Genomic DNA, 17,055 nt, shown 5'->3' on the forward strand with positions numbered 1-17,055 from the left:
CCGGCGCAGTTCACTGCGCATCTACCGGAAGCACCCCGAAGCGGAGGAGATGCCCCGCGTCGGCCCACCCCAGATGGGGCCCGGCTCGTCCGACCGGGCAATTGTCGCCCGTTCCCCGGCGGGGGTGCAGCAGAACATGCTCTGATGGATCCACCGTTTCGGTTCCGGCCGATCCGGGTACGGCCAGTGTGTCCCCTCCCGAGGAGGTTCCGAAGTGACCGTCTCCCGTAGCTTTCCGCAGCAGGACCGAGTCCGTACCAATCGCAGCCATGTCGGCGAGGCGCTCACCGACACCCGCGGTTGGCCGGGATACGCCATGATCGGCACGGCCATCGCCGTGCTCGGGCTCTTCCTCGTCGCCGCCGGGTACGGCTTCACCGGCTGGGCGGCCATCACCGGCGGGACGTTCGCCGGCCTGATGATCGTCGGCGTCGCCCTGGTCCTGCTCGAACACCGACGGGTGCAGCGCGAGGAGGAGCGGCAGGATCGCGCCGCCCGCTCCTGACCTACCCAGTCTGCCTGGATCAGGACGGACGACGACGCCACCAGTCGGTGGCATTCTCGAAGGCCGCGGCGGCGGCGAGCACTCGTGCGTCGTCGTGCCTGGCACCGATCACCTGCAACCCCACCGGCAGGCCCTCCGCCGTGAACCCGCACGGCACCGAGATCGCGGGCTGCTGGGTGAGGTTGAACGGATACGTGTAGGGCGTCCATTCGGTCCACCGGCCCCGCGTCCATCGGCCGTCGGCGGGCGATTCGATTCCCGCCTCGAACGCGGTGATCGGCATGGTCGGGGTGACCAGCAGGTCGTAGCGCTCGTGGAAGGCACCCATCTTCACTCCGAGGTTCATCCGCTGCGCCATGGCCTCGAGGTAGTCCTGCGCGCTGAAGGCGCGCCCCTGCTCGCAGATGTCGGCCAGGCCCGGATCGAGTTCGGCGCGCTGGGCGTCGGTGAGATGTTCGGTGGCTTTCGCCGCCCCGGAGAACCACAGGCACTCGAAAGCCCAGACCGGATCGGTGAAGCCCGGATCCACCCCCTCGATCCGGGCTCCGAGGTCTGCCAGCACGCCGACGGCCTCGTCCACCGCGCGTCCGACTTCCGGATCCAGGGACGACACGAAGCCCAGATCCCGGCTGTAGGCGACGCGCAAGCCGCTCAGTGGGGTGTCCCCGGAGCCGGGTAGAGCCGTCGCGAGGCGGGCGGCGAAACTCTCTGCGGGCGGGGCCAGCGCGGACCAGTCCCGAGAGTCCCGTCCGGTGACGGCGTCCATCAACACGGCGGTGTCGGCGACCGTGCGGGTCACCGGCCCGACGTGTGCGAGAGTGCCGAACGGGCTCGGCGGATACAGCGGGACGGCCCCGTACGTCGCCTTGAATCCGACGACTCCGCAGAAGCTCCCGGGGATACGCACCGAGCCGCCACCGTCGGTGCCGAGCGCGAGCGGCCCCATGCCCGCGGCCACCGCGGCCGCTGCTCCCCCACTCGACCCACCCGAGGTGCGGTCGGTGTTCCACGGGTTGCGCGTGATGCCGGTCAGCGGACTGTCGGTGACGCCTTTCCAGGCGAGCTCCGGCGTGGTGGTCTTGCCCACGATGACCGCGCCCGATTCGCGCAGCCGCGCCACCGCGGGCGCGTCCTCGATCCACTCCTGGTCCGGGTTCACGCTCAGCGAGCCGCGCCGGGTCGGCCACCCCTTGGTGAGGAGAATGTCCTTCACCGAGGTCGGGACCCCGTCGATCGGCCCGAGCGGCTCCCGCGCGAGCCATCTCTTCTCCGAGGCCGCCGCCTCCTCTAGCGCGAAGTCCGGATCGAGCACACAATAGGCGTTGACAGTGTTGTCACGGTGAGAGATCTGTTCCAGCACTGCCCGGGTCGCCTCGAGTGGTGAGAGTTCCCCTCGCCGGTACGCGGAGGCCAGCTCGGTGGCCGTGAGGCCGGTGAGTTCATCGGATGCGAGTCTTTCGGTCACGGAACACTTCCTTCGCCATCGGCCCGTCTACTTCATCGATACACACAGTGCACGGCATCGGCCGTCGCTTCGTCGATGGTAGATTGTCAACAATAATGGGGTGAGATGATGAGTAAGGCAACTACCCGACAGCGATACATCGGGGTCATCGCGCCGTACGACTTCGCGCTCGATCGCGAGATCTGGAAGTGGGCCCCCAAGCGGGTCACGCTCATGCTCACCCGCACCTCGCACCTCGGACTGCCGTCCACGGTCGCGATGGCGGAGGGAATCAGCAGCGAGTACGCCCTGCGCAGCCGCACCCAGGCGCTACTCACCGCGGAACCCGACGTCGTCCTCTACCTCTGCACATCAGGCAGTTTCGTACGCGGGGCCGACGCCGAGAGGCAGATGCGCGAGGTCATGATCGACGCCGGTGCGCGTGAGGCCGTGACCACCTCGGGCTCCCTCGTCACGGCGGCACACGCCCTCGGCGTCCGGCGACTCGCCGTGGCCACGCCGTACATCGACACGGTCACGGACAAACTGCGCGACTTCCTCGGCGAGTCCGGCCTCGAGGTCGTGGGCGACTCCCGATTGGGACGGGACGAACGAATCTGGCAGATCGAGACGAAGATGATCCGCCGCCTGGTCCGCGCCGCCGACCGGCCCGACGCCGACGCGGTCTTCATCAGTTGCACGAACCTGCGCACGTATGGGCTCATCCGCGAACTCGAAGCAGAGCTGGGCAAACCCGTCCTCACCGCCAACCAGGTATCCGTCTGGAACGCACTGCGCGTGGCCGGAATCACACAGCCGAACCTCGAACAGCGCCTCTTTCTCGACACCCGATCCCCCGACCAGCACCTTTCCGACGACCACACCCCGACCACCGCCCTGGTGCCGATGCCGTCAGAGCGGACCCTCGTGGCGGCTGTACCGGAGAACCTCACCTTCGACGCCACGCATCCACATGTCGCGGGATGCGGCGGCCATCGCGTCGAGGCCACGCACCACGGAGGCGAACACGGTGCCCGGCACGAAGCCGAAGTCCGGGTTGAGTAGCAGATTGTTCCGCTCGTAGAAGAGGGCGAGATCGATCTTGCCCACCGCTTCGTCGCCGGCGTCACCGTATCCGTGGGATTTCGGACTGAGCTGCCAGGGCGCGAAGGTGAAGTACATGATGTCGCCGGGGATCGGGGTGATCGTCGGGTTCTCGAGCGGTGGTTCGTCCTCCGCGAACGCGTCCACCAGGGTGTAGATCTCGTTGCGCGCGTACTTCGCGTGATAGGCGTTCACGCCCTGAGGGAGCGCATTCCACACGGCCGTACAGGTTTTCGGCGCCACGTCGTCGAGCAGTTCGGCTACACAGGTGACGCCTCGCTTGGTGAGTGTGATGTCGATGTACCTGGTCATCCGCGCCCTTCCCCGTCCACTCTCGAGATGTATATTGTTGACAATCATCATGCAACGGAGGTGACATGGCCGCCAGTCGACCCACTGTGGGCATCCTCTACCCCGGCTTCTCCGCGGAGGACGACTTCCCCAGGTTCGAAGGACTTCTCGGCGGTGACGTCGCCCTCCCGGTCCAGCACACCCTCATGAACGAGGACGCGCACCGGCTCGACGCCCTGCTCGACTGGGGCCGTGACGACACGCTCGCCGCGGGAGCAGATGCCGCAGGACCGGTGGACGCCCTGGTGTGGACGTGCACGTCCGGCAGCTTCTGTTACGGGTGGGCCGGCGCCCATGACCAGGCCGCGGCGCTGGCCGCGCACGCCGGTGTCCCCGCATCGAGCACGTCACTCGCTTTCGCGCACGCACTCGATGCGCTCGGCATCGAGCGGGTCGCGATCTCGGCGACCTACCCCGCCGACGTCGCCGACCTGTTCCGCGCGTTCCTCGAGGACGGCGGCATCGACGTCGTCGCGGTGTCCAGTCACGAGATCGTCACCGCTGCCGAGGTCGGCACCCTGGACCGCCACCGCCTGTTCGCCGTCGCCGAGTCCGGCGACCACCCCGACGCCCAGGCAGTCCTGTTGCCGGACACCGCCTTCCACACCGCGGAACATCTGGAGGCTCTCGACACACACCTCGGGAAGCCGGTACTGACGGCGAATCAGGTGTCCGTGTGGGAGGCGTTGCGCCTCGTCGACGCCCCCCTGGTGCGTCCCGGCCTGGGTGCACTGTTCCGGGAGCGCCCAGCGGTCCGGACCGGCGACGCGAGGGCGAACAGCTCCGCCCAGTGATGCGCCGCGAGGGACTTCGGCAGATCGCTGTCGACGAGACCGTTCGCTCGCATCCACGAGGCCACAGCGGCTTTCGGCACCCCCGGCCGCGCCGAACGCACTATCTGCGTGAGTCCACGCCCGCGTCCGGTGAACACCCGGTGCACGAGGCGCTGATAGGCATCGCGGTCTTCGGACCGCACCAACGGTTCCGCTCTCCGGGTGATCGTGAGCAGACCACCGTCGACCCCGGGGCGCGGCACGAACGCCGAGGCGGAAACCTTGGACACGAGCCGGAACTCGAACCACGGCCACCACTGCGCCGTCATCATCGATGCCCCGCCGACACCGGCACGGCGCCGCGCCACCTCCCATTGCACGAGCAGTACGGCGTCGGTCCAGTGCCCGGCGTGGAGCAGCCGACGCAGCACAGCGGTGGTCTGATGGAAGGGCAGGTTCCCGACCACGACGTAGGGGGCCGTGGGTAATCGCCAGCGCAGGAAGTCGGCATGCACGACGCGAGTGGGAGGCACTGTCGACCGCCGTAGCTCTCGCACCAGGCGCTCATCGATCTCGACGGCGGTAAGCGGCCGGCCCAGGCGTTGCAGGGGCACGGTCAGGGCGCCGGCGCCCGCTCCGATCTCCACGATGGGTCCGGACGTGATGGCGGCGAGATCGACGATCGAGCGCGCTACCGAGGTGTCGACGAGGAAGTTCTGGCCGAGTTCGTGTCGGCCTGAGTGAAAGGTGTGCACAGGTATCTCCGCAGTTCGGAAAGTGACCCGGGCAGCACAAGACGCCGCCCGGCGAATTCACCGGTGCGGCGGTACGTATCCGTGATTCGATGCGTGGATCGACCGCCGCTAGGGGCGGCGGATCCTCGCCATGGCGATGCAGCAGACGGCACCTGTACAACACATGACGCAGAAGCTACGAGAGCGCGGCGCCGGGAGCAACCGAATATCGCGTCGATCCCGCACCCGAACGGCCGACCGTCAGTCGATCCCGAACGGCGCGGCGTACCGCACGGTGCCGGCCGGCAGTGCCTCCCCGTTCAGGGACAGCGCCATCAGCGCCTCGTCGGGAACCTCGATACTCAGCCGGATACCTGCCTCCGACGCGCGGGTGAACCCGAATCGCGGGTAGTAGGTGGAATGGCCGAGCACGATGACGAACTGCTCGCCCTGCCTCGTCGCGGCGTCGAGTGCCGCACGAGTGGCCGCGGAACCTGCTCCGGTGCGCTGATACTCGGGCAGGACGGCGCACGGCGCCAGGCACAGAGCCGGGACGTCGCCCACGTGGCAGCGAGTCAACAGCGCGTATCCCACGGGAGTGTCGTCGGTGCCCGTCGCCACCAGGGACAGCCCGTCGATCCACGCCGGGTCACCTCTCAGGGCATCGACGAGGTCGGCCTCTTCGTCAGTCTCGAATGCAGCCAGGTTGATCGCTCGAACGGCTGCGATGTCGGACCGTCTCTCGACGCGGGAGTTCCATTCGGCATTCGGCACCATTCCAGCATCCGGCGCGGCCGGCCCGCTGTCCAGCGAAATATCGCCGGCCGAAAACTCGGTTGCGTCCCCGAGGGCCCGGCGACGACACTGATCCGGGTCAAGATCGTTTCCTCGAGTAAGGATCAAAGATGGACGCCGTCACCACGGCGGAGATCGCCGGCGCCTTCCGGAACAGCAGCCGAAGCAAGGTCCGATCGGTGACCTATCCCGCCGGCCTGGAGGCCACCGCCTGGGAGGAACTCGACTTCCTGGGCTGGATCGACCCCAAGTCACCTCGCCGCGCCTACCTGGTCGCGCCGACCGGGAGCGGACTCGTCGCGATCGAGATGCGGGTTTCCGAGGGCGGCGGCGCCCGGGCATCGGCGTCGATGTGCACGCTCTGCCGGTCGGTGCACCGGCGCGGCGGCACCGCCCTGTTCAGCGCGACGAAGGTGGGGCCGGCCGGGAGGGCAGGCAACAGCGCCGGAACATACATCTGCACGGACCTGAACTGTTCGCTGTACGTACGCGGCATCCGCACCCTCCCGGGCACCCAGCCCGAGAAGTCGGTGCCGGTGCCGGACCGTATCGACGGTCTCGTACACCGGCTCACCAGCTTCCTGTCCGTGGTGGGAGCGGCGTGACTCACCCGCTCGCGGAAGACATCACGCACAAGACGGTGAAGACCCACGTCTCGTCGATCCCGGCGCGCGCAACCGCACCCATGCGGCGGTCCTGGCACTCGACGCGGGCCTCGTCGACGGATCGTGAGCGCGCCCTCACAGGTGCGGCGGGCTGATCCGGAACAGAAGCGTCTGCCCGCCGTACCAGGGATCGTCGTCGACGCCGAGTTCCTCGGCACCCAGCCGCCGAGCGAGTGCGGCGGACGGCTCGTTGTCCGGCCACATCCCGATCGTCAGTTCGTCCAGTCCGCCGTCGAAGGCACTGGCGATCATCGCCCGCGCGGCCTCCGTCGCGTACCCACGACCGGCAGCATCCGGGTGCAGGTGCCAGCCGGTCTCGTACTCGCCGACGAACCCGCCGTCGAGACGGTGCAGCCTGGTCACGTTCACGGCACCCACCACCGTGCCGATCTCGGCGACCTCGATGGCCAGGGTGCGCTGGTGCGGGTCGACGGCGTGCCGCTCGTGTGTGCGGTCGATCCATTCCTCGGCCTGGGCCAGGGTTTCCATCGGCACCCAGGGCGGGTTGCTCAGCCAGCGGATGACGTCGTAGATCGAGTGGATCGACAGGACGGTCGCCTCGTCGGCCACGGTGAAGGGACGCAGGATCAGGCGCTGGGTGCGGATCTCACACATGGCTCAGGAGCTTACGTATCCTCGCTTCTTGTCCACCACGTTGTGTAGTTGCTCGCCGCTGCGATACCGCTCGGCGTTGTCGACGAACAGCTGGGCCAACCGATTTCGCCAGCCCACGGCGTCGCCGCTCATGTGCGGCGAGATCAGCACCGAGTCCAGCGCCCACAGTGGGGAGTCCACCGGCAGGGGCTCGGTGTCGAAGACGTCGAGGGCCGCACCGGCGATCCTCCCGGTCCGCAGCGCGTCCACCAGATCGTCGGTCACCACGAGTTCTCCGCGGCCGACGTTGACGAGCCGCGCGGTGGGCTTCATCGCGTCCAGAACGGTCGCGTCCACCATCGAATGGGTCTGTTCGGTGAGCGGGGCGACCAGGACGAGGTAGTCGGCCTCACCGATATAGTCGGGCAGTTCCTCGCTGAGCCGCACCTCGCCGAAGTCCGGGTCGTCGCTGCGGGCCCGCCGTCCGGCCCCACTGACGCGCATGTCGACCGCACGCAGCAGCCGGGCGATCTCCCGTCCGATCGCTCCGGTCCCGGCGACGACGACGTGGGCGTCCGCGATCCGTTCGGTCTCGCGGTGGCGCCACTCGTGCTCGCGTTGCAGCTGTAGCGACGTGGGGACGTCCTTGGCGAACGCGAGGATCGCGCCGAGCACGAACTCGGCGATCGGCCGGTCGAAGATGCCGCGCGAGTTGGTGACGACGACGTCGGAGTCGACCAGATCGTCGAACAGCAGAGTGTCGACTCCTGCGGCGGCGACGTGCACCCACCGCAGCGAACCTGCGTGCGGCCAGGCCTCTTTCAGGGCATCCGAGAAGAAGTCCCAGACGAGCAGCACGTCGGCGCCGTCGAGCGCGTCGGCGAGCGTGTCCGCGGTCGCGTGCCGCACCTCGGCGAACTCCGCGACCTTGTCGAGCCCTTCCGGGCGGTTGTCGGCATGCAGTACGACGACGATCACTGTCGATCCTCCCGCTGGGCGTCACGCCGAGCCATGAGCAGCGTGAGATCCTCCACGGCGGTGACCAGGTGGGTGTGGATGGCCTTCGCCAGATCGTCCCAGGAATCGCCGGCGAGCCGGTCGACCAGGCGCTGATGTTCCTCGGTCAGCGCACCGGGGCGATGGTAGGCATTCTCCAGATGCACCATGCAGATCCGGGATTCGGCGGCGAGTGTCGAGTAGATCCGCGCCAGACGACTGTTTCCGGCCGCTTCCACCAGCGCGGTGTGGAATTCGAGATCCAGCTTCGCCAGCCGGGTCCAGTCTCCTGCCTCGATCAGCGGCGGCATCCGCGCGACGATCGCCGCCAGCCGGTCGACGGCGGATCCGCGCCGCTCGTCCGGGAACTCGAACACCGTCCGCGCTGCGGCCGTCTCCACTGCCTCCCGGGCAGCGTAGATCTCCGCGACGTCGTGGGCGGACAGTTCCACGACGAACACGCCGCGATTGCGGTGGCTCACCAGCAGCCCTTCCTGCGCGAGCCGTTGCAGTGCCTCGCGCACGGGGCCGCGGGAGATCTCCAGCTGCGCAGCGAGGTTCGCCTCGCTCAGCTGTTCGCCCGGCCCGTACGAGCCGTCGAGGATCCGCTCGCGGAGCTGATCGGCGATCACCACCGCCGTCTGCGGGGCGTTGAGGGGTGAGAGTGGTCGGTTCATGCTCAGCCCTTCGGTATGGCGAGATACTTGTATTCGAGGAACTCGTCGATTCCGACGCGGCCGCCTTCACGGCCGAGACCGGATTGCTTGACACCACCGAACGGGGCGGCCGGGTTGGAGACCAGCCCGGTGTTGAGGCCCACCATGCCGGCCTCGATGCGGTCGCTCAGCCGCCATGCGCGGTCGATGTCCTGGGTGAACAGGTACGCCACGAGGCCGGCGTCGGTGTCGTTGGCCGCGGCGATCGCCTCGTCCTCGTCGTCGAAGACGTGGACGGGGGCGACGGGGCCGAAGATCTCGGTGGCCGCCAGCTCGGCGTCGGCGGGCACGTCGGCGAGCACGGTGGGCCGATAGAAGTACCCGGTCTCCCCGGCCCGTTCGCCCCCGGTGACGATCCGGGCGCCCTTCGCGACGGCGTCCGCCACGAGGCGCTCGACCTTCCCGAGACCGGCCGCGTCGATCAGCGGGCCGACATCGGTGCCGGGTGCGGTGCCGTCGCCGACGGTCAACGCCGACATACGTTCGGCGAGTTTGGTGGTGAACTCGTCGACGACGTCACGGTGCACGTAGAACCGGTTGGCCGCGGTGCACGCCTCGCCCATGTTCCGGAGCTTGGCCACCATCGCGCCGTCCACGGCCTTGTCCACGTCGGCGTCGGCACACACCAGGAACGGCGCATTTCCGCCGAGTTCCATCGAGGTCCGCATCACCGTCTTCGCCGCCTGCCCGAGCAGGATCTTCCCGACGTTCGTGGAGCCGGTGAAACTGATCTTGCGCGCCTTTCCGCCTTCGACCCACTCGGTGACCACCGCCGCCGCATCGGTGGTGGCGACGGTGTTGAGAACACCGTCCGGCAAGCCCGCCTCGCGGAGGACCTCGGTGAGCAACAGAGCCGTCAGCGGTGTCTGCGGGGCGGGCTTGAACACCATCGTGCACCCGGCCGCGACGGCGGGCCCGATCTTCCGGGTGCCCATCGCGAGCGGAAAGTTCCACGGGGTGATGAGCACACACGGCCCGACCGGGGCGCGGCCGACGAGGATGCGGTTGCGGCCGTCGCCGGTGACGGTGGTGTCCCCGGCGATGCGGACAGCCTCCTCGGAGAACCAGCGCAGGAATTCGGCACCGTAGGCGACCTCGCCGCGGGCCTCGGCGAGCGGTTTGCCCATCTCGAGGGTCATCAGAGTGGCGAAGTCCTCGGTGCGGGCGATCACGAGTTCGTAGGCACGGCGCAGGATCTCGCTGCGCTCGCGGGGCGCGGTGCGGGCCCACTGGTCCTGGGCTGCCGCGGCGGCGTCGATCGCCCGGCGCGCGTCGTCGGCGGTGCCGTCGGCGACCGAGGCGAGGACGACGCCGGTGGCAGGGTTCTCGACGTCGAACGTCCGGGCACCGTCGCGCCAGCGGCCGTCGATGAAGAGACCGGTGGGTACGGCAGGGAGCGTGGCCGGCTGGAGTTCGGTGGTGGTCATCGGTATCCGCCTCCGTCGAGGGTCGAGGGTGTGGGTGGAGCGGGGTCGAGTATCTGCGCCAGGTGCAGCGAACTCCGCGTGGGGTCGAGCTGGCGTACCTGCATGTGGCAGGAGAAGCCGTCCGTCAGTACGGGTGCAGTGTCCGCGCGCAGAGCCGGGGCGAGTGCCTGTTCGGCGACCTTCATGCTCAACTCGTAATGATCCTTCTCGAATCCGAAGTTTCCGGCCACGCCGCAGCATCCGGTGGCCTCCCGCACCTGGGTGACGCCGACGGCGGCCAGCGCTTTGCGTTGAGTGGCCGCGCCGAACGCCGAGTATTCGTGGCAGTGGGTCTGCACGGTGACCGCGTCCGGCACCGCCGTGCGCGGCACCCAGCCGTCGGCAGCGAGGTGCACGACGTGGTCTGCGAAGCTGCGGACGCGAGCGGCGACGCGACGGGCGGAGTCGGTGTGCACGAGTTCGGGCAGATCCGTCCGGAACGCGGCGGCGCAACTCGGTTCCAGCACCACGATCGGCCGCTCGGTACCGTCGTCGAGAATCTGCGCCGCCGCGCGCAGGTGTGTGCGGGCGGTGTCGAGCTGCCCGGTGGAGATGTAGGTGAGCCCGCAGCACGCGTCGGCACGACAGTCGGTGGTAGTCCCGGCGTCGCCGAGTACTCGCCGGGCCGCGCCGATCACCTCCGGCCGGAAGCCGCGAGTGAAGGTGTCGGCGAGCAGGACGACGGCCGCCGACTCGTCGCGCGGGCCGAGATTGGCCCGGACGGCCTTGCGCGAGGCGAACTCCGGGATCTCCCGGCGGTCGGTGAGCCCACCGAGCCGGGCGCCGATGCCGGCCAGCCGGGTGCGGGCGAGTGCATTGACCACCGGGGCGGCCCGCTCGGTGAGGCGCAGCCACAACGGGAGACGTCCCAGCGAGTGGTGCGAGAGCGGCCTGCGATGTGTCCGGTAGTAGTGATCGAAGAACTCGGACCGATACGTCGCCATGTCCACGCCCACCGGGCAGTCCGTCGCGCACGCCTTGCACGACAGGCACAGGTCCAGCGATTCACGCACGTCCTCGGACGCCCACCCGTCGGCGACGGTGGGAGCGGTACGCACCATCTCCTGCAGGGCACGGGCGCGGCCGCGGGTGGAGTCTTTCTCGTCCCGGGTGGCCCGGTAGCTGGGGCACATCACTCCCCCGGTGTCGGCGCGGCATCGACCCACGCCGATGCATCCCTGCACCGCGTGAACGAAGTCGGCGACGGGAACGCGGTGGCTCGGGGTGAGATCGAAGCTGGTCTGCCACTCACGGGGGCTGATGCCCTCCTGGGACAGGTCGGCCATGAACGGTTCCGGATCGACGATCGCGTGCGGGCCGAGCAGGGCATTCGGATCCCAGATCCGCGCGAACCGGGCGAAGGCCTGCATCATCCGGGACGAGTACATCATCGGCAGCAGCTCGGAGCGGGCCCGGCCGTCCCCGTGCTCGCCGGACATCGACCCGCCGAAGTCGACGCACAGCTGCGCGGCGCGGCGGACGAACCGTTCCATCACGTCGCGTCCCTCGGGTGTGCGCTGATCGAAGTCGATCCGGATGTGCATGCAGCCGGCGCCGAAGTGGCCGTAAAAGATTCCGGTGAGCCCGAACTCGTCGAGGAGGGCGGTGATCGCGACCAGATAGTCGGCGAGCTGATCGGGCGCGACGGCCGAATCCTCCCACCCGGTCCAGGATTCGCCGCCCTCCTCGAGCCGTCCCGAAAGCCCGGCGCCGTCCTCGCGCACGCGCCACAGGGAGGCACGCTCCCCCGCGTCGTCGACCACACGGGAGTCGACCAGCCGTCCGTTCGCGTGGAGCTTCGCGATCAGGTCGTCACGGCGGTCACGTACCTCGGCGGGGTCGTCGCCGTCCAGCGAGACGTACAGCCAGGCCGCGCCGTCCGGAAGCCCGACGACGGAATCGGTTCCCCGGCGCCAGCGCATGGTGTCGACGATCTTGGAGTCGATGCCCTCGAGTGCGGCCGGGTGATAGTCGAGGATCGTGGTGGTGTCCCGAGCCGCATCGACGATGTCCCGGTAGCCGAGGCACAGCAGGATCGCGTTGGGCGGCACCGGGACCAGCTGTACCGTCGCGGCAACCACGATCACACAGGTTCCCTCGCTGCCCACCAGGGCGCGGGCGACGTCGAAGCCGTTCTCGGGGAGCAGGTTCGCCAGGTGAAATCCGGACACCTGCCGGGGGATGCGGCCGAGCTCGAGCCGGAAGTCCGCGAGGTGGTCGGCGGTCAGGGCCGTCAACTCGTCGGTGAGCATCTCCGCCGCCTCGACCGCCGCGTCGTCGGCGGGATCCGTGGCCCGCAGGCCGGTTCGGGTGGCGGTCAGGCGATGTCCGGCAGCGGTGACCAGATCGAGTGCGAGCACGTGATCACTGGTACGCCCGTACCGGACCGAGTGGTTGCCGCACGCGTCGTTGCCGATGGCGCCGCCGACCGTGGCGCGGGACTTGCTCGACGGGTCGGGTGCGAAGGTCAGGTCGCCGCTGCTCTCGGCCTGCACGGCCGCCTGCAGGTCGGTGAGCACGATGCCCGGCTCGACCACCGCGGTGCGCGCGGTGGCGTCGATCTCGACGACACGGTTCATGTACCGGGAGAAGTCGAGGACAACTCCTCTCCCGATGGCGTTGCCTGCCAGCGAGGTTCCGCCGCCGCGCCCGGTGATCGCCAGCCCGCGGGACGCACAGCCGCGGACGACGGCGACGACGTCGGCCGGGGTTCGCGGGAACACGACGCCGACCGGCGGCACCCGGTAGTTCGAGGCGTCGTAGGAGTATTCCGCGCGGCGGCGGCTCGACGTGTCGAGCGCGACACCCTGGGCGGCCAGCTCGGCCTGCAGGTCGGCGTATCCGGTCAGTGCAGCCCCGCTTTCAATGCCGCACCGAACCTGGCCAGGCCCTGGTCGATCTCGTCGGGCGTGACCGTGAGTGCGGGAATGACGCGGACGACGTTGCCGTACCCGCCACAGGTGAGGAGCAGCAGGTCCTCGTCGACGCCGGCCTGCTGAACGGCCAGAGCCGCTGCGCCATCGGGGGTCCCGTCGGCTGCGGTGAACTCGACACCCTGCATGAGTCCGAGGCCTCGGACGTCGCCGATGCGCGGGTACTGCTCCTTCAGCTCCCGCAGCCCGGCGGCGAGTTGCTCGCCGCGCTCACGCGCGTTCTCGACGAGCTGCTCGTCCTCGATGACGTCGAGCGTGGCGACCGCAGCCGCCGCGGACACTGCGTTGCCGCCGTAGGTGCCGCCCTGCGACCCGGGCCATGCCTTGCTCATCGTCTCGGTCGAGGCCGCGATGGCGGAGATCGGGAATCCGGAGGCGATCCCCTTCGCCGTGATGAGAATGTCCGGGGTCGCATTCGAGTGCTGATGCCCCCAGAACTTGCCGGTACGTCCGACACCGGCCTGCACCTCGTCGATGACGAGGGCGATGCCGTGGGCGGTGGCCCGCTCCCGGAGCCCGTCGAGGAAGCACGGTGGGGTGGGCAGATAGCCACCGTCGCCGAGCGCCGGTTCGATGAGGAATGCCGCGGTGTCCGAGGGAGACGAGACGGTCTGCAGAATGTGGTCGAGCTCGCGCAACGCGAAGTCGACGGCCGTGTCCACGTCCCACCCGTAGCGGTAGGCGTAAGGAAACGGCGCGATGTGCACGCCGCTCATCAGAGGGGCAAAGCCGCTGCGGAAACGCGTACCCGCGGTGGTGAGCGATGCGGCGGCGACGGTGCGGCCGTGGAAACCACCGTGGAAGGCGATGATGTTGGGCCGGTCGGTGGCCATGCGCGCGAGCCGGACCGCAGCCTCCACCGCCTCCGCGCCCGTCGTCGCGTAGAAGACGGAATCGAGACCGGCAGGCAGGTAGTTGCCCAGCTTGTCGGTGAGCTCCAGCAGCGGCTTGTGCATCACGGTCGTGTATTGGGCGTGCACGATCTTGCCGACCTGCTCCTGCGCGGCGGCAACCACGCGGGGATGACAGTGACCGGTGCTGGTCACCCCGATCCCGGTGGTGAAGTCGAGGTAGCTGCGGCCGTCGGTCCCGTAGATCCAACTGCCCAGCGCATGGTCGACCACCACGGGAGTGGCCTGCTTGAGGATGGGGCTCAGCGTGGTCATGGGGTCCATCGTCGTGGCGCGGGCGAGGATTGTCAACAATTGACAACTCTGGCGTGGACTGGTGCACCAGGAGGCGGTCGTCGCAGGCGGTGTGGACAATCGCTACCGGTACAGCCATTGCGACGTTCCAGAGCGCGTGCGACGACTCCGTGGTCGGTGGCGCGTAGCGCAGCCCCCGAGCATCCGCGCACGTTGCACCCTGCGCGACGCGGCAGGAACCTGCGCAGATGCGATAGCCTTTGGCCGTTCATTCTCCATCTCGTCTTCAGGGGGGCACGTTGAGCGACGAGCAATTGCGCGACGTCACGGCCGAGTTTCCACCCGTGGTGTACCTACCGTGCCAAGAACATGTCAGCGATCCGCAGGACGCCGTGATCGACATGCGTACGACACGGGACGGACGGACAGCGGTACTCACCTACTCGGCGCTGGACCGGCTCAAGTCCTGCTGCGGTGACGACCAGCCGTGGTTGGTGGCTCCCTCTGCGTTCCTCGAGCAGCTTCGCGCGATCCGGCCCTTCGATCTCGTTCTGCTCGACGTGGAGATCCCCGAGCACGAGCGTCGGAGGTCGACGACGTGACCGTCTACGTCGACCACGCGACCCTGGACACAATCGCTCAATCGTTCAGCGGCGCGAGCAGCGAACTGGACGGAGTTGCGGCTTCCGCGCCGGAGTCGATCGACGGAGGGGACGCCACTGCCGCCGTCCTGGGAATCCTGTCCCGACTGATGCACGATGCGGGGCAATTGGTTGTCGGCCTCGATGCCGCCGGGCAGGCCGTCGCAGACGCTGACGCGAAGTATCGGGAACAGGATGTCGAGACCGCCGACGCCCTGATCGAGGCGTGGTCGGATCACGAATGAGTATCGAGACGCTCATCGAGGGAAATCCGGACAGTATTCGCACCGCGTCCGACTGGCTGCGCGGGTCTCTCGCCACCGGTATCGACACCGCAGTGGAGTCGATAGATGCTTCGCGCTCGGCGGCGGACGGCGGCTGGGACGGGGAAGCGGGAGACAATTTCTCCGAGAAGATGAAGTCGGCCGGCAACAAGGGCAACGACCTTTCCTCTGCCGCCCGCGAGTCCGCAACGTCCATCGACGATGCGGCAGCCGCCCTACAGACGGCGCAATCGATGATGGAACAGATCCGCTCCGACGCTGCTGCCGCGGGCCTCACCGTCAACGGAACCGTCATCGAACACCCCGGCGACGCTCCTCCGACGCCGATCTCGCCACCCACCGGCGATGCCGCGACACCGGCCGCCGTCAGCGCCTACAACGCCGCGGTGATCGCGGCGGAGGAGTACGCGAGGAAGGCCGAGGCGTACGAGGTTGCCGAGGTCGAAGCCGCGGCTGCCCGCTCGAACTGGGAGGAAGCGCTGAAACTCTTGGTCGGCGCCTTCGAGGCATCGACCACCAAGACATGGTTCCTGATCGCGGACATGATCAGCGCCCATGCCAACGCATGGACCGACCTGAATCCCTATCTCATGGGTAAGCGTGCCGAACTCCTACGCATAGACGGAATCAAGTACCTCGAACTGGCGCGGAACGCCGGCCCCGGAACCCCGGCCGCAACCGTGTATCGCGATGTCGACCTGGGCAGACAGTTCCTCCGGCAAGCTGACGAACTCGTCGATGCAGCCGCGGACAGCGCCAAAGCGACTGACGCTCGTGGGCTGAAGCTCGGCGGCGCATTCGCCGCAGCAGGTGTTGCATACGACATCTACGACGGAAAGCCGGTCGACCAGGCTCTGGTTTCGGGCGGGCTCGGTTTCGGAGCATCGGTTGCTGCGGGCGCACTCATCGGTACCGCCATCCCGGTTCCTGTGCTAGGAACCGCAACCGGCGCAATTGTCGGTGCCGGTGTCGGCATCTTCACCTCGGGAGCGATTGATTCAGTGTTCGACAATGGGCTCGACGTCGGGAAGGCGCTGAGCAGCGGAGGCAGCGCAGTCGCGGACACGACGAAAGCGGTCGGGGGGGTGTTCAGCGGTGCGTGGAATGCAATCTTCTGAAGCCACCCGACCGGCGGAATGGCCGTCGGGAAACTGGAGAACCCTCCGGGAGCGGATCAAACTGGCATTGGCGGCCGTGTTCGGCGCGGTAGTCATGTTCGTGTGTGCGGCCGGGGTGGTAGTGATGCTCGACGAGGGAAGCCCTCAGTCGGCTAAGTACTTCGTGCTGTTCGGCCTGCTCTGGGTGCCAATCCTGGCCTTCCCACTCGTATACAAACCGAAAGCGAACGGACGACTCGCCCCCACGGAGCGCACGCTGAACGGAAGCCCCGCTACCACTATCGAGTACTCTTCGGGTCCGCTCACAGTGATGTCGATCCTCACCGGGTTTGTCTCGCTGATGATGGGACTCGGCGCCTACGACTACTCGCTGGAAGCGGAGTCGGACGGGTACGGCTCCACAGTCATCTTCGCGGCGATCGCGCTCTTCTTCGGCAGTTTCCCGCTCAGCTACCTGCTGGGACGTCTTCGCCGTGGCTACATTGCGTTCACGACCGAAGGAATCCACCAGCGCGGCTGGGCATTCGAATCGTTTCTGCCGTGGGACTCCGTCATGGGCGTCAGCGCCGGCTACCAGGGATTCCCCATGACCTTGATCATCGCCTACAACGACGAGGGTTGGCGCAGAAGATATACCGCGCGTCTCTGGAGAATCGATCGCATTCCCCCGACCCCGATGATGGACATCGACTATCGAAAGATCGGTGACGACGCGGCCCTCGTCCACGCGTTCATCGTGGAACAGGTGGAACGAAACAGGCGCCCGTTGCGACGTTGAAGCCTACTCGGAC

General features: G+C 68.2%; 16 protein-coding genes and 2 pseudogenes. 8 read left to right on the top strand and 10 right to left on the bottom strand.

What is annotated here, in order from left to right:
- Positions 1-214 precede the first annotated feature (214 nt).
- Positions 215-505: a hypothetical protein gene (locus tag G4H71_RS02860; protein WP_072736885.1), complete on the top strand. Its 291-nt coding sequence runs from the start codon at positions 215-217 to the stop codon at positions 503-505.
- Positions 506-524: 19 nt separating this feature from the next.
- Here G4H71_RS02860 and G4H71_RS02865 read toward each other — a convergent pair whose 3' ends face one another.
- On the bottom strand, positions 525-1,970 hold the full coding sequence (locus tag G4H71_RS02865) for an amidase (protein ID WP_072736884.1): 1,446 nt from the start codon (positions 1,968-1,970) through the stop codon (positions 525-527).
- Between the two features lie 258 nt (positions 1,971-2,228).
- Between G4H71_RS02865 and G4H71_RS02870 the strand changes: the two are divergent.
- A pseudogene (locus G4H71_RS02870) lies at positions 2,229-2,750 on the top strand (maleate cis-trans isomerase family protein); the annotation flags it as partial.
- Positions 2,751-2,861: 111 nt separating this feature from the next.
- Here G4H71_RS02870 and G4H71_RS02875 read toward each other — a convergent pair.
- Positions 2,862-3,365 carry a DUF3830 family protein gene (locus G4H71_RS02875; protein WP_072736881.1) on the bottom strand — a complete coding sequence of 168 codons (504 nt, stop codon included), beginning with the start codon at positions 3,363-3,365 and terminating at the stop codon, positions 2,862-2,864.
- Between the two features lie 65 nt (positions 3,366-3,430).
- Between G4H71_RS02875 and G4H71_RS02880 the strand changes: the two are divergent.
- Positions 3,431-4,150 (top strand): annotated as a pseudogene (locus G4H71_RS02880) (maleate cis-trans isomerase family protein); the annotation flags it as partial.
- Here G4H71_RS02880 and erm read toward each other — a convergent pair.
- Entirely contained in the window at positions 4,069-4,932 is an 864-nt protein-coding gene (gene erm, locus G4H71_RS02885; RefSeq protein WP_072736879.1) for a 23S ribosomal RNA methyltransferase Erm, read from the bottom strand. The pseudogene G4H71_RS02880 and the gene erm sit on opposite strands and share 82 nt — an antisense overlap.
- Before the next feature lie 240 nt (positions 4,933-5,172).
- Positions 5,173-5,688, bottom strand: coding sequence for a GNAT family N-acetyltransferase (locus G4H71_RS02890; RefSeq protein ID WP_072736878.1), 516 nt, complete (start codon positions 5,686-5,688; stop codon positions 5,173-5,175).
- 128 nt (positions 5,689-5,816) lie between these two features.
- Here G4H71_RS02890 and G4H71_RS02895 point away from each other — a divergent pair, with 128 nt between their 5' ends.
- Positions 5,817-6,311, top strand: a complete 495-nt coding sequence (locus G4H71_RS02895) for an FBP domain-containing protein (RefSeq protein ID WP_072736877.1) — start codon at positions 5,817-5,819, stop codon at positions 6,309-6,311.
- Positions 6,312-6,446: 135 nt separating this feature from the next.
- Here G4H71_RS02895 and G4H71_RS02900 read toward each other — a convergent pair whose 3' ends face one another.
- From G4H71_RS02900 to G4H71_RS02925, 6 genes are read right to left on the bottom strand one after another with little or no spacing between them, the layout of a single operon-like run.
- The gene (locus G4H71_RS02900; protein WP_072736876.1) at positions 6,447-6,986 is read right to left on the bottom strand and encodes a GNAT family N-acetyltransferase; all 540 of its coding nucleotides are present in this window, start codon (positions 6,984-6,986) and stop codon (positions 6,447-6,449) included.
- A gap of 3 nt (positions 6,987-6,989) precedes the next feature.
- The gene (locus G4H71_RS02905) at positions 6,990-7,943 is read right to left on the bottom strand and encodes a D-2-hydroxyacid dehydrogenase (protein ID WP_072736875.1); all 954 of its coding nucleotides are present in this window, start codon (positions 7,941-7,943) and stop codon (positions 6,990-6,992) included.
- Entirely contained in the window at positions 7,940-8,638 is a 699-nt protein-coding gene (locus tag G4H71_RS02910) for a GntR family transcriptional regulator (protein ID WP_174561824.1), read from the bottom strand. Before G4H71_RS02910 ends, G4H71_RS02905 begins: the two co-directional genes overlap by 4 nt.
- A 2-nt stretch (positions 8,639-8,640) precedes the next feature.
- A complete protein-coding gene (locus G4H71_RS02915) occupies positions 8,641-10,104 on the bottom strand; it encodes an NAD-dependent succinate-semialdehyde dehydrogenase (RefSeq protein WP_072736874.1) in 1,464 nt (487 codons plus the stop codon).
- Complete coding sequence (locus tag G4H71_RS02920; RefSeq protein ID WP_246442821.1) at positions 10,101-12,992, bottom strand: FAD-binding and (Fe-S)-binding domain-containing protein; 2,892 nt, start codon at positions 12,990-12,992, stop codon at positions 10,101-10,103. Before G4H71_RS02920 ends, G4H71_RS02915 begins: the two co-directional genes overlap by 4 nt.
- Positions 12,989-14,242 carry an aspartate aminotransferase family protein gene (locus tag G4H71_RS02925; protein WP_072736872.1) on the bottom strand — a complete coding sequence of 418 codons (1,254 nt, stop codon included), beginning with the start codon at positions 14,240-14,242 and terminating at the stop codon, positions 12,989-12,991. The genes G4H71_RS02920 and G4H71_RS02925 overlap by 4 nt, the downstream gene beginning before the upstream one ends.
- Positions 14,243-14,520: 278 nt before the next feature.
- Here G4H71_RS02925 and G4H71_RS02930 point away from each other — a divergent pair, with 278 nt between their 5' ends.
- From G4H71_RS02930 to G4H71_RS02945, 4 genes are read left to right on the top strand one after another with little or no spacing between them, the layout of a single operon-like run.
- The gene (locus G4H71_RS02930) at positions 14,521-14,823 is read left to right on the top strand and encodes an SAV_915 family protein (protein WP_072736871.1); all 303 of its coding nucleotides are present in this window, start codon (positions 14,521-14,523) and stop codon (positions 14,821-14,823) included.
- Positions 14,820-15,107 (top strand): hypothetical protein, encoded by a 288-nt coding sequence (locus G4H71_RS02935; RefSeq protein WP_072736870.1) that lies wholly within the window; start codon positions 14,820-14,822, stop codon positions 15,105-15,107. Before G4H71_RS02930 ends, G4H71_RS02935 begins: the two co-directional genes overlap by 4 nt.
- Positions 15,104-16,264: a DUF1269 domain-containing protein gene (locus tag G4H71_RS02940; protein ID WP_072736869.1), complete on the top strand. Its 1,161-nt coding sequence runs from the start codon at positions 15,104-15,106 to the stop codon at positions 16,262-16,264. Before G4H71_RS02935 ends, G4H71_RS02940 begins: the two co-directional genes overlap by 4 nt.
- Positions 16,242-17,042: a hypothetical protein gene (locus G4H71_RS02945; RefSeq protein ID WP_139183291.1), complete on the top strand. Its 801-nt coding sequence runs from the start codon at positions 16,242-16,244 to the stop codon at positions 17,040-17,042. The genes G4H71_RS02940 and G4H71_RS02945 overlap by 23 nt, the downstream gene beginning before the upstream one ends.
- Positions 17,043-17,055: the final 13 nt, after the last annotated feature.

This window comes from Rhodococcus triatomae (assembly GCF_014217785.1).
GTDB classification, from domain to species: domain Bacteria; phylum Actinomycetota; class Actinomycetes; order Mycobacteriales; family Mycobacteriaceae; genus Rhodococcus_F; species Rhodococcus_F triatomae.

Bases quoted from the DNA above. Each gene is read 5' to 3' on its own strand.
- G4H71_RS02875 (WP_072736881.1), bottom strand. From the start codon at position 3,365: ATGACCAGGTACATCGACATCACACTCACCAAGCGAGGCGTCACCTGT.
- G4H71_RS02890 (WP_072736878.1), bottom strand. From the start codon at position 5,688: ATGGTGCCGAATGCCGAATGGAACTCCCGCGTCGAGAGACGGTCCGAC.
- G4H71_RS02895 (WP_072736877.1), top strand. From the start codon at position 5,817: ATGGACGCCGTCACCACGGCGGAGATCGCCGGCGCCTTCCGGAACAGC.
- G4H71_RS02900 (WP_072736876.1), bottom strand. From the start codon at position 6,986: ATGTGTGAGATCCGCACCCAGCGCCTGATCCTGCGTCCCTTCACCGTG.
- G4H71_RS02910 (WP_174561824.1), bottom strand. From the start codon at position 8,638: ATGAACCGACCACTCTCACCCCTCAACGCCCCGCAGACGGCGGTGGTG.
- G4H71_RS02915 (WP_072736874.1), bottom strand. From the start codon at position 10,104: ATGACCACCACCGAACTCCAGCCGGCCACGCTCCCTGCCGTACCCACC.
- G4H71_RS02925 (WP_072736872.1), bottom strand. From the start codon at position 14,242: ATGACCACGCTGAGCCCCATCCTCAAGCAGGCCACTCCCGTGGTGGTC.
- G4H71_RS02940 (WP_072736869.1), top strand. From the start codon at position 15,104: ATGAGTATCGAGACGCTCATCGAGGGAAATCCGGACAGTATTCGCACC.